Source organism: Bacillus sp. LB7 (assembly GCF_030449715.1).
GTDB lineage: Bacteria > Bacillota > Bacilli > Bacillales > Bacillaceae > Bacillus > Bacillus paralicheniformis.
In genome coordinates this window covers 118,123-132,042 of record NZ_JASGCA010000009.1, presented here as the reverse complement: position 1 = coordinate 132,042, position 13,920 = coordinate 118,123, and the positions used below count along the sequence as shown (strand labels likewise).

The 13,920-nt window shown below is 34.6% G+C and carries 7 protein-coding genes; all 7 read right to left on the bottom strand.

The window, feature by feature from the left end; genetic code table 11:
* Window positions 1-398 precede the first annotated feature (398 nt).
* Window positions 399-2,456 (bottom strand): protease Lon-related BREX system protein BrxL, encoded by a 2,058-nt coding sequence (brxL, locus tag QMZ64_RS13535; RefSeq protein WP_301441371.1) that lies wholly within the window; start codon window positions 2,454-2,456, stop codon window positions 399-401.
* 18 nt (window positions 2,457-2,474) lie between these two features.
* Window positions 2,475-5,033: a BREX-1 system phosphatase PglZ type A gene (gene pglZ / locus QMZ64_RS13530; RefSeq protein WP_301441370.1), complete on the bottom strand. Its 2,559-nt coding sequence runs from the start codon at window positions 5,031-5,033 to the stop codon at window positions 2,475-2,477.
* Between the two features lie 77 nt (window positions 5,034-5,110).
* Window positions 5,111-8,629, bottom strand: a complete 3,519-nt coding sequence (gene pglX, locus QMZ64_RS13525; protein ID WP_301441369.1) for a BREX-1 system adenine-specific DNA-methyltransferase PglX — start codon at window positions 8,627-8,629, stop codon at window positions 5,111-5,113.
* A 14-nt stretch (window positions 8,630-8,643) separates the two neighbouring features.
* Entirely contained in the window at window positions 8,644-12,219 is a 3,576-nt protein-coding gene (gene brxC, locus QMZ64_RS13520) for a BREX system P-loop protein BrxC (RefSeq protein ID WP_265627628.1), read from the bottom strand.
* Between the two features lie 19 nt (window positions 12,220-12,238).
* The gene (locus QMZ64_RS13515) at window positions 12,239-12,805 is read right to left on the bottom strand and encodes a DUF1788 domain-containing protein (protein WP_106071133.1); all 567 of its coding nucleotides are present in this window, start codon (window positions 12,803-12,805) and stop codon (window positions 12,239-12,241) included.
* A gap of 11 nt (window positions 12,806-12,816) precedes the next feature.
* On the bottom strand, window positions 12,817-13,413 hold the full coding sequence (locus QMZ64_RS13510; protein WP_265627629.1) for a DUF1819 family protein: 597 nt from the start codon (window positions 13,411-13,413) through the stop codon (window positions 12,817-12,819).
* A 13-nt stretch (window positions 13,414-13,426) separates the two neighbouring features.
* Window positions 13,427-13,681, bottom strand: coding sequence for a TIGR04540 family protein (locus tag QMZ64_RS13505; RefSeq protein WP_265627630.1), 255 nt, complete (start codon window positions 13,679-13,681; stop codon window positions 13,427-13,429).
* Between the last annotated feature and the right edge of the window lie 239 nt (window positions 13,682-13,920).

The window sequence follows — 13,920 nt, the reverse complement described above, 5'->3', positions numbered from 1 at the left end:
ACAATATAACCAATAATTACCATCGGAGCGAATTTAGATTTTTCTTTATTTCTTTCATTCTTAAAATGTAATTTTCCAAATCCACTATAATATATACTTCATTTACAAAGATTGTTTTCTATATCCGTTTGGAAAAGCCAAAAATTCTTTGGAATAAGAGGGGGCTCCATATTTGACGGTTTAGTCAATGTAAATATTTATTCTCTTTAACTTCACTTTCTTTACAAAAGGAAGTGAAATTAAAAGTTGTATTGAAAAGTTGTATTGTTTTCCAAGCGGAAACAAGGAACTGTGTATTAAGTTCCTTGTTCTTTTGTTATTTCTTTTATTTCATATATACTCTATTCACCACAAAATTCGCAGAATCTGAAGAATATCATATTCTTGTTTTTAAATCTTTAGCTCACACCTAGTGCCTTAAACACCGCATCTATCGGATCAGAATAAAAAACTGGCTGCACTTTTACCAATAAATCTGATGGAACTGTCTGCAAGTCCATAACCGATGCTGCAGGTATTAACACTTTCTTGGACCCAGCATCTACACATACTTGTAAAGTATTTGCAAATCCTTCAACTTTGGAAATAGTACCCCCGACTGTCATATTACCAATAACGACTAAACTCTCCTGCGTTGGCTTTCCCAACGCTCCTGAGCAAAGACCAATTAATTCAGCAATCGCTAACTCATCCGTTAGGCCAATTCCTTGCAGATCACTTATGTGCATGAGATAGTCTTTTGTTTTGGTACTAATCGTATTACTAATACTTTTACTATTAGCAGTAAAGAAACGAAATGCTGTATCAAGGCTTTCCTTTGCATCACGGTTTGAACCAACACCTGATTTATCAAATTTACCGGTTCCACTAACAACTTGATTTTCGAGCTTATAAATGCCAATCATTCCAGAATGGCTATGTCCAGCAACGTAAACATGTCCTGGTTTACCCATACCTTCTGGAATCAGTTTACCTCCACCTTGTTCTGGGACTGATACGTAATGTTCTTCTAACGTTTCCTTATCTATATAAGAGAACATCACATCATAAAACTCCATTCCACCAATTTTCTTTAACTGTTCCTTAACACGTCGACGGCCCTCAAGTGCATACTCCAGTACCTCACTTAATTCTTCTTTTGTAAAATCTCCATGTGGATAAAGGAGCTTTAACATTCCAGAAACAGTTCTCTTTACCGCATTCGTATCACGCTGGTTTAAATTATTACCTAACTTGAAATAGCGATTAATTGCATCACTGAATGTACGTTTACGCATTTCACGAAAAAATTCTGCAAGATAATCAACAATAAATCCATATTTTTTAGTGATAATATCAGGTCGCATTTTCGGAATCTCCCAACCAGGAAGGTAATAGTGCATCCGATCAAAGAATGCCGAATCATTTGCCATTTCTTCAGGGAATGGTGCAAACAAGTGTGATGTTTTAATTAGTGTGTCCACACTTTGATTGATATTGCCGACAAATACCATGGAAGCAGAAGCATTCTTTTCTTCTTTACCTCTAGCAAAAGAACCTGATGCCATGTAATCCTTCATAATTTGAATGCCGTCTTTATCTTTAAAACGGATACCCGCAACCTCATCAAAAGTAACACAATCCCACATCCCGACAAGACCTACTTTTCTTGTAGACATATTATAAAATAGATTTGCTACGGTTGTTTGTCCACCCGAGACGAGAATCGAATTCGGTGATAACTCCTTATACACATGAGATTTTCCTGTACCACGAGGCCCCAGTTCACACATATTGTAATTATTTTCTACAAGGGGAACCAACCGCAGTAACAAATGCCACTTTACCCGCTCTTCTAGTTGCGTTGGTTCCATTCCTACTGAACGAATTAAGACATCAATCCATTCATATTTTGTGAAGCTCTTTCTCCCATCAAATACCTCTTGAATGTCCATATTTGGCATTTGAATTGGTTGTAAGCTACTAACATTAAAGGGGTTTGAGTTACGAACCTCTTCATCATAAAAATAATCAACTTTGACCATACACCATATGCCACCGACAAGGAGCTTATCAAACTCTTTCACATACATGGATGAAATGGGAACACCTTTTAAACCAAGGTTTGAAAACTCCGCTTCATAAGTATCAATTTTGGGATTTAATGCAACTGTTACCTTGTCAATAACAGAGTATTGGCCATATTCCCGAATGCGTGATTTTATCTTTTCCGCCTCATCAGGACGAACAAAGTTTTCAGATAGAATTTTCTTCACCCGTTCAAGGCCTTCACGAATACTGTCCTCATCGTCAGTTGCAGCATACATCCCTAGTAAATACTCGAGCACGTATACTGGAACGTTCGCTCCCTCTTTAATAAGGGTCGTTAAATCTTTACGTACAACTCTTCCAGCAAAAACGTCATTCAACTTTTTATCTAAATCAACAGTTATTCCTTCATTCGCTCTTTCTTTCACTCACGGTCCACCTCCCTATTAAAAATCGAAGTCGCTAATAATACCCAATTTGATGTTAAATGGTATTTTTTCCACTACAACACCTGTCTCAGTATCCTTTATGGTTAAATAATATGTTTTATTTCGATCATAAGGAATGCTCTTTAATACAAACCTTATTTTGAAAGTCCGATCAGCAGGATTATCAAAGGGGCGATCTCCTATAATCGTTTCCTCGTTAGATATTACATTTCCCTCCTCATCAGCCATATAGATGACAACTGTTCGAGGGGTTATCTTGTCTTCCACCTTTTCGGTTTGGAAAAATTCAAGATTAAAAATGCTATTTGTTATCTTACGGGTTGTATTTGTAAGTTTAATATCAACTTTTTTAATTACCTTGGCACCTTTTTGTCCAGTACGTTTGTTTTTAAACGATAAGAGTGGGACGACAATCTCTTGCAGACTTGCACCACCATGAACAAAATTAATACCTGAGCCTTGCATTTTGTATCTGAGTGTTGCCTTTGGCAAATATGCTGTTAATTGCTGCTCATTTTTTATTATGGATGACAGGTTGATAGCTAATTGTCCTGATACTTCACGCTGATCCTTTGAAAGTATATAGCGACGTTTAACTTCAATCCTATCTATTGAATCTTGTCCAATCTTATCACTTTCTTCTAATTCATCCCTTTGGTAAAGGAAACCATGATCGGCAGTAATAAACACATTTGTTCCACTCAAATCATCCCGAATAATTTTAACTAAGTCATACAATTGGTTTAATGAAGTTTCAACAGCATTAAATGTATAAACTTCTGTTGAAGCCTTATCTCCCATTGCATCAATCGTATCGTGATAGATGTATATGAGTTTTTTACCCTTAAAGGTTTCTCTTCTTCCTGCTTTATTCATTGCTAGTACATCTTGAAAATGAACACCAATGCTTTCAGCCACCTTTGATTCAATAATCTTTTTCCGATTTTCCAAACCAGAGGAATCTTTTCGATCAACAAATACCCTAGCATTTGTATCTATGTCAATTTCATTGTGTGGTAGGAGTGATGACATTCCAATTTTTGTAACTGAAGGCACAACACCGAGTAATGTTTCCACATCACAAACACCCATAGTCTCTGTATTAAGGCGTTCAGCCAACTCAACACCTATTTCATAACGCATTGCATCCGAAACAATAACAAAAACTCGTTCCCCACTTCTAACTTTAGAATCAATGAAAGTAGAATAAAAGTCTTGCTGATTTTTAATTCCTGGTAATGACCAGTCCTGTGTCATTTCAGACTCAACCGCTTGGGACCAATGGGAACTCAACTCACCCATATACCAGTTTGTATATAGATTTTCTACCAGCATTTTTAATTTTTTCAATAGATCATGATTACTTTCTTCATCATAAGCCACATAAAACTTACGGTAATATGTATCCATTAAATGATAGTCATTTACATATGCTTGATACAAATCAATAGCCCGTCCTTGTGGGATACCTTGACGATGTTCTTTGTAAAACTCATGAATTTTAACAGTATAGTAAAGTGCCTCATATATGGAAGCAAATTTATCATAGTAATGCTTAGCTCTTCTCAATTTAATAAGTTTCGTGTATTCTTCATAATCCTCAAGCTGTGTAACCAACCCATTAGCTATATAAATGATGATTGCTCGGTCGATATATGGAAAAGTATCCGCCTGTTTAAATGATTCAAAAGGTAAATGATTGATAATGTTCGAAAGTTGGATTTCCTGCTCAATCATTTTAGCGTATTCATCAAATACCACATAGTCAGTCTTATGGTGCATCCAATGGTCAATAAACACAACAGCATTTGTTTTATTTCGATTTGAAATAAAATCATTAAGCTCATTTAGATTTTCTTCTCCAACCAATTGACTGAATGCCGTTACTACTAGATGGATGAACAATGTTTTTAGACTTTTCTTCTCCCGTTCATAACCGTAGTGAATAGAAACATAATTCCAGAATACGTCAATATCAAAAAACTTTTCCATAAGGAATAAGTATTTATTCTCATTGCCCTCCAGCGTGTCCATTAACACAGCCTTTAAAACTTCTTCAAAATCTGGAGTTTTAACGTTGCATAAGACACTCATAATAGAAAGTTCAATTATTTGCTCTGAATAGGTTTCTATATTTAATGCTGAAAACTTTCTAAAACGGTCCTTATTATTAAAGAAACGTTCATACTTTTTGATAACTGCTCGAAGTGATGGGTCTATATTCAATTCACTTAATATAAGTGAAATTCGATCTGCATAGAATGTTTTTGAATAAAAAAATGTATCTGCTAACCAGTTGTCTTCCACACCCAACTCCGTATTTGTATAAATCAAGTAAGAAGACACTGGATCTTCTTCTTCAAGTAAATACTTTGTCTGGAACTGGTTACGATCAGTAAGCGTATGAACCTTTACTTTATCAACGTTTAGATGCTCAATGTCCTCAGTGAACTCATTATCCTTATCCACCCAGAACACAATCTTCCGTTGTTCCCCATCTTTTAATGGTTCATTAAATATATCTGATAACGCAGCCTCAATTTGATTTATGTTCATTTCCTTCACCTACCTTCTACTACCATTATAGTGCAAAGATACAACAGCAAAACGCCGATGTATCCTCAAAAAGTTAATTATAATTTTGCGACAAGTCCTTTAAATTTTTCATAATTAACTTTAACTCCATCATCTAAATCTATTTCAATTTGCATATCAGCCATATGATGAAGTAGCTCATCATATGCTTTCAACTCTTCAATTTTCTTATCAAGGGCTTTTAACTCTTTCTTTGCATTACTAATTTCTTTGGCTGTTGAATCCCCTTCAATGATATTAAGCAAGTCTTCCTTTTCTGCATCTAAACGTATCTGATAGTCATGTAAATAATCTGTTCGAATCCGGGATAAAGTTGTTTTATCATAACGGTGCATGTAAATAATGCAGTTAAATGCCTTTTCTTTACCAGAAGTAAATAACCAATAAATTGGTCGCTTGCTATATGTCTTTAGATGGTCTTTATAAAAATCATTTAAGAAATAACGACGCAAAGTTTCTTTAGGTGTTTCACCCTTCTTTCTACCAAGTGCACCCGTTATAAATTCAAGATTTTCAGAAAGAGTCTCCTCTCCAAAAGTAACTCGGATAAAATCAATAAATCTTGAAACAATGTCATCTTCAAAATAAGAACCTGGAAGAACAGAAAGAATATTATCCTTATCTGCTTTGAATGTCTTATATCTTGAATGGTCAAATTCACCGCCAGCATAAACAAGACCATCTTCATCTAGTGAATAGCGACCGAATGAACATCCAACTGCATAAGAAATGAGACTTTTTATATCCCGTTCTAAATCAGATTTATTAATAGTTATATCATCATCTTCTACAATTGGAGAAATCTCATTATTCAAGCTGTATATATCAATGAATAATTCGTTTAGCTTTTCCTCTTTAGACTTTAATTGGAAAAATCGTTCTTCTTGGATATCCTTCCAGTTTTTAAAACTATCTTGAACACTAAACTTATTCATCGAAATTAAAGGATGCTTCTTAAATTCCCATGATGTTTCGAAGGAATTCCAATCATTTTTTGATATTTGTATACATTCTTGACTTAGTTGATCGATTTGCTTTTTCAAACTTTCCTCCACATCTATAATAATTGGAAGTTTTGCTATATTTTCGACCTGAAAATTTAGAGTAGGGTTTTGTAATTTCAAAAATTCAAAGGCTAATTTGCTACAAAGAAATGCAGTTAAATACAATGTATCTTCTTTCTTCGGAAATACGGAAGATCCCGCAACATCAAATAAGAACCCAGGAGGAGAATAACGTACACCAAACCTTGATGAACTTATAAATGACCAGGTTATTGCTTCTTTAAAATATAATCTTGGTTCTCTTAACCTATAATTACTTTTTTTACTGAAGTTTTTAATTCCCTCTCCTTCATTTTCCATATTTATTACGACGTCATTATTGCCATACCACTTTCTAAATTCCCCTCCTTTATTATAGGGGAACCACTTATACCCATACTTGTTAATGTCAGAGAAACCGCTCATTTCAAGTCCAACCTTTTGAATTGATACTTCGAACCAATTCCTAAGAAATACATTATTGTTTCCAGTTTGTATACCAGTTTTAGGATCTGCAATATCGCTTAGCTTACTTTCATTATTGAAAATGTCTCTAACTCTTTGTGTGGACCAATATACAATGGGAGATCCAGGAATTTTGCCGAAATATTCTTGTTTAAATTGATACCTAAAAGGAATACTAGGATTTTGAACCGCTTCAATCGCTTTATCCTTCTTTTCTGTAGCTGTTCTTTGGTCTAATAACCTTATATACACTCCTTGTTTACTTTCAATCTTCAAATTCCTTAGTACAAAAGCGGCGGATTGAACTACTTCTCCACCAATCTCCTCAAAAGCTCTTGAACCGAGATGCAACATATTTTCAATAGATTTATTGGCGATAATACTTTCTCTTAATTTTTCAAAACTTGATAAAAACATCCAGGCGTGTTGATTTATAGACGCATAAAAGCTAAACTCTTTTAGGTAATGATCCAACTCCATAAAGGTAGCAAATAAATCACTTTTTGAATTTGGATAATACGTATTCAAATATTTAGATAAAATTGGGTTCATGTATCTTGACCCCATATAGGGGGGGTTAGTTACTAAAACCTCATATTTCTGCCCCATAATTTGATTTTGTTTAATTAACTTCGGAAACAAGGATAATATTTTTTCTCTTTTTTCTATTCCAAAGAGATCTATAGCAGGGGAAGCATTTATTTTTTCAAGTCTTTCCTGTATTAATGCTATATCCTTTTCTGTTACTTTAATTATGGAGCCTAATGTTTTACCATCTCGAAATTGATCAATAAATGCTTTTGATTTCTGATAGTTTTCACCACTTTGTTCCCCTGCAAAATAAGCAATATCCTCCTCATTAATTGAATTGGTCTCTTGTACCGATGCCAAGTTAAGTTTCAGTCCATCTCGTTCTATGTTTCTCAAAAATCTCCGATTGTACTTCAATGCTTTCATAACCACGGAGAAACAAGCTAATTGATATGCACGATCATCTATGTCTAACCCATACAAGTTGTTTTCAATAATAAGTCTCGGAATTTCTCTTTCCATATACCCGCACTTACTGTAAATCTCATAAAAGACATCAAATGCGTAAACAAGAATGTGTCCACTTCCCATTGCTGGGTCAAAGCATTTAATTTCTTCCACATTGAGTTCTTTATTCACAAACGGAGCGATTTTATCCTGAAAATCTTCTTGTTCATATTCCAAATAAAATTCCCAATCATTAAGTAATTCCCGATGTTCAGGATGTGCTTCTACCCAATAACGTCCAAGTGAATTTTGCACCATATAGCGAACAATCCAATCAGGAGTAAATAACTGAGTAGCAAATGGAATTTCTTCTGCTTTATACTTCTTTTTCTCTTTAAAAACTCTATCTTTTTCCTCAGCAATATAATATTGATAGAGCCAGCCTATAACTTCAATTTCTTTCCAATTATCCTCTGGTATAACTTCAGTATTGGTCATGTAGCGTAAAAAGGAATCGGTAGCTAGAAGGCCTTCTGGAAATAGAATTTCAGAATAATCATCAATTGTTTCAAACATGAATGGCATATAACGATTTAAGTCGTTACAATGCTTGATTATAAGGTATTTGAACAATTCCTCTGAACTATTATTCATCTTTAGATTATAGATATATTCCTTATCCAAATCTAAATCTAATGATAGTACTTCTTTCATCATGTCTGGCTCGGTGCTATCTGCATTAGTAGAAGATAGCACCCTTACTTTGGTTGGTAAATGATCATTTACCTCCATAAAGCGTAAAGCAGTGAAACGGTTAAACCAAGTATAAGAAACTTCCTCCATCACTCGCTTAAACCCAATTTGTTTAATACGATCAATTAACCGATCTCTTTGAGTCTTTTCTTCCTTTGAAAGCTGTCTGCCATCAATAAAGATGGCATCCGAGCTTTCAATGTCCGCTTTTTTTATATTATCTTCTGTAATTCCTATTTTCATGGCCCTTGCTTCGACTTTTTTCAACAACTCTCTGCGTGCATTCGTAGCAAAAGTCTTGAGTGCAGTTTTATTCATCCAATTCACCTCAATTACTCTACAAACTCAATTTGTTTATTTTCTTTAATAATTCGTTTTAACTTTGTTGAAAGGGCGTTGATGTACTTATCGACATCATCTTCTGTAGTTAATGTTTTCACATTGACCAGCTTTGTTACCTTTACTGGTTGCTTTTGAATGGTCGGCTCTACAGGCGGTTCAATCACTTCACCACCAGGAAGTTTTCTTTCTTCCTCTTCTTTTTTACGTCTCCATTCTGCAATCTCCCGCTCGATATACCCTTCCATTTTTTCCTTGAAGCTCGTACTTTGTGAAACTGTTGCATCAACTTTATAAATATCTGTAAAAGTATCTATATTCGCATTAAGTTCTTGATAGTAACGATTTACTCTTTCTTTAGTTTCGTTGGATACACCATATTGTGATGTCAATAATGATAAGTAATCACTATCATCTTTTAATTTTTTTTGAGCGTTTTCTCGCTTCTCATTAAGGACACTATATATTTGTTCATCCATTGCATGAATGAGCTCTGGAATGTCCTTAATCTTTTTGTAAGGTATAGGATCCTGAAGTATAGACTGGAGCTTATTAATAACTCCTTCTACCTCTGCACCTATCAAATAGGATTTACTTTCATCATATTTTCGTAAGGCTTCCAATCCATCATCAAAGATCTTTTTCTGATCAGTATCGAAGAAACTTTTGACATAGACAATATCCTCTTCCCAATCAAGCAAATCATCTTCTAATTCCTTCAACTTATTGAAATAAGATACATTGTCTAAGCCACTGTGGAGCTGCTCAAAGTATTCTAATCCTTTGTCAAGTAGGCTCATACCAGGATACTTTCTACCTTCATAACGGGCTTTATATCCCTTAATTTCGTCTATCTGTTTTTCAATAAATACTCGAATGTCCTTCAATAGTCCATCTTCATCATCAGCTAAATCTGTTTTATTGAAAACATCTTTACAAATACTTTTAGCTGTTTTAATTAATTTTTCGTCAACTTTAACCCTCTTCAACACAATCGCTTTGTCGGCTTCCTGTGTCTTTGTAAAAATCGTTACAAGTGTATTAACATTATCTTCAGGTTCCAAGTATTCTGCATTATACCGAATTCGAATACGTTGTTCTTTTAATAATTGTGCAATTATTCCTGCTATATCAAGCGTCTTCCAACCATACGGCTTGTCTCCGAAACGGTCGAATAAAATCTTAATTCGCACCTGCTTTTTCAAGTCGTCTTGTAAACTGATAAAATCAGATACTTCCCGCTTAGCCAACTCATTTGAATTTACCTTCAAAGTTTCTTCAAAAGACAATTGTTCATCATTTGAAGCAAGGATTGAAATTAAGGCCCTCTCATTATCTAAATGTTCCTTTATATAACTGAGTTTTGTATAGACATTATCGACTAGCATTGTGAAGGCAGCATTCACTTTCTCACGAACAGTAGATCCTTTTATTTCTGCTTTATCACCATTGATAAAGAAAGCACTGTCCTTAATGGCTTCCTCCAAAAGCTCACGAACCCTTCTTCGGCGTTCACGAACTTCTGCTTGTTTATTATTAAAGATATTTTGAATGTTTTCAGGAAGTTGCGTAATATTCGTTTTCTTTCGGAACTCCTCAATACGTAATGCTTCACCGATTTCCTCAATATATGCCTCATTACCACCAAGTTTAATAATCATTTCCCCGTTACCTGAAGTCATCATCATTAATTCTTGCTCGGACTTATGGTAATGGTCTGATAAAGGAGAAAGAATTTGCATTCCTATATTGGATGTCTGATTCCCATAGTTTTTCTCATCCATTTTTTGATTGTATGTAAATGAGTATTCACTACTGTAACGGAAACGCTTTTCATCATATAGGTCTTGGAAGATGTAGTTTGCTAACTCCCGCTTAACGATGTCTTCATCAATATTAAGGGATTTGATTTCCCTATTGATGTCTTGTTCATCATCTGTTAAAAAGATAAAATTATCCCCATTTTTCTGTACCAACGTTTGGGATATTAGCTTACGTAAAGAAACTTTAATTTTCTCTTTAAGCTGTAACTTATCCTCATCAATATGTGTAACCATTAGAGTAGCAATATTATCGAGATTTGCTGGCAGTTCTTTTACATATTTAATCATGAACAGAACCTTTAAAAGATCAATGTTAAAGTCATCATCTTTTAAAGCAGGATTTTCATATGCACCCTCAATTACTCTTGAAATGGATGGATTAAGAAATTCTTTTATTGTATCATAGAAGGCATAGAAAGGAATAAGCGTACCTTCCTCAGCATTTTTATAATGAAGTCCAGCCTCTTTAAATGCCGATAACATGGATCGTTCCCCTTCTGATAAATGTTTACCAGAGGAGCCGTGTTTACGCACTTGTTCGAATACGTTTTGTAATAACTTGAATTGGTACGGGATAAAAGGGTAAACATCTGCAAATTCCTGCTCATTGTCGTAACCACGTAAATCCGCTGTGCTTTCTCGGAAACTAATTAAGTTCTTTAAAATCGCACTTTTTTCAGGATAAAGGACCTTCAATTTGTCATTAGCAAAGTCTTTTTTCAATAGGATACGTTTTTTGATAACTTCATCAACCGAGATGGATGAAAGAGAAAGTCTTGTATCGAATCGACCTTGGATACGGGAGAAATCATCACCTTTGACTTTAATTATGCTATCAATACTTTCTTGGGAAGTAACCATAATCCAAACCTTACCCTTACAATGGGTTCCAATATCTTCAGCAACTGTCTGCAGGTTCAGCATCAAACTACGGTTATCACCAATGTATTGGCCTATCTCATCCACTAGAAAGATAAGGTGGAAGTTTTCCCCCTTACTATTGATGTACTCATTTACGTCTTTCGCAAACTTTTCAATACTGATTTCGAAATTATTTACACCGTTCTCAAACCAATTTCGAGCAGACTCTTCCGTCATATCAGTTACTTTCGTTAAAGCACCAATGACAAAATCCGCATCAAAGTAAAAACTATTACGACGTTCTTCCCACGATTCACCAGCTAATGACTTAAATTCGGCTTTAAATGCCTCATAGACTCCCTGTTTATCCAGATACTTCTCCATCTCTGCAACACCGGGTATATCTCCGTAATAACCACGATGCTCATAAAAAACCTTCATAAAGACACGGAGAATTGCGTCTTCTTTTGATTTGTTATCAAGTGAACCTTTTGAATCTATGTTGAACAGAATGACTTCTGTTCCCACATCAGCCGTTCTTTGCATATTCGCATATACAAGAGGGTCTTGTACTTTTTCTTGAAAGAAATCAATTGCTTGCTTACCTTTTACCTTCTTATTTTCAAGCAAGTAAGCAAGGATTTTTAGAAAGTGTGATTTACCGGAACCAAAGAATCCAGAAATCCATACACCCATCTTATCTGTTACACCATTAATCCCTTTTTGATAGTTCTCATAAAACTTAGAAAGGTGTTTTTGCAGCTCACGGGTAACAACATACTCGTCCAATTCCTGATAAATATTACCTTCATCTTGTTGAGCTACTTTAATGACCCCACGAATATCACGTTCAATGTCTTTTTGAAACATATCTTTAATAATCATCTAAATTCCCCCTGATTCATTAATCAACTAATCGGAATGCTCGGTAATAGTTATCATCCTTAAACTTTCCAAACAATTTTAATGACTGACCATCATATTTACCTGGAAAAAACATGATTACAGGTATATTGTCCAAAACTTCTTGCAAATTATTTAAGATATTGTGAGACCTAACAAATGGGTAAACCTTCCCTATTCCTGTGATAAAAACCACATTATAGTCATCCACTTGTTCCTTAATTTTATTTAGAAATACCTCAGGTTTAGCAAATGTTGTCATCGCTTTAAACAATGCTTCTCTGCCTTGACGTTCTTCCATTAAAAAAATGCGATCAAAAATTCTTTTTTCCTTTGTAATATCAATGAGCATCTTGTACAAATCAAACTCGATTACTCTTCGATTTGATCCTTCATAGTTCAATTGTCTTTTGATCCGTTTAACGTAATCTCTGATATAAAGCTCCTGATTCGGTTCGTAGTCAAACACATAAAAGCTAATTTCGTTGCCCAAACCACGACCTTCGATAAATTTATCTTCTTTAATTTTATCAATAATTTTATCAGCCCTAGCTTTCAAGTTACTCATTCTGTCACCTCCTACTCACCCATAGCATGTACATAACGAGAATCGCCAATTTGAGTAAGATAATTTTTTATCGGTTCATCAATAATTAGCTTATTTAGTTCTTTACTCTTCCTGTTTCTTAAAATACCGCCTTCATATAATACTTGGATGTAGGCACGTTTTAACTTTTCAACATTAATATCACTCCAACTAGCTACCTTCTCACTTTGCTCTGCTTTAGAAGAAAAGAAGAGATTAATGTCCTTCTTCTCTATGAGGTAATCATTATTATGTAGCTTTTCCCCTATTACCTCATCCATGAACTCGAAGAACAGCAAATCAGTCTTCATAATGGCATATAGATTAAGGGTTCTCCCAGTTTCAATAGACCCTTCCAACAATAAAGATGCAAGCGTTTCATCAATAACTTCTGCCCTTTTCATAACGGATGGCAGTGCTCTATTGATTCTTCCTTGGTTATTAAATTGAAACAGATTTTCTTCTTTTACTTTTTTTCTTATTTCATCTTTGGCTAAGCCCTGTTGTTTCAACTTTACAACCTGTTTTAACTCAAAAAGTAAAAAGGACGCCCCATTCAAGCTTGAAGAATATTCTAAATTCATTGTCATGCAATCAAACCTTTCAGACAGGACTATTTTCCTGCCTTATTTCTAATATTTTTTCAACAACAGCTAATCGTCTTTTTCCACATTGCTGCTGAACAACTTTTGTAAACTGATTATTTTTTATTAGTTTTTCTTGATTATTCTCATACAAGTTTTTAATTCCTTCTATCAGTTCATTTTCTAGAATTTTATTTTGCCAATAGGAATCAATGAGCTTGTTCAATCCTATAGCCAAATCTCTCTGCGTGCGGTAGAACAACTTTAACGTCATACAATTCACCTTCTAGCCTAGATTTTACTTATTTCTTATTTTAATCTTATTCAATTGGGCATTCAATGGTAAAGAAAGGCTCATTACGATCAGTTCCTCTAATAAACCTATTGATAAGTGGCATTAGTTAGGTAATTCTAGAGGAAGCCACATTACATTGGGTTTGGTTCAAGGACGGACCACGACTAGAAAATTTAAATCTGTCCAACAATTAATGAGGAGTAGAAAAGGCCCCATCC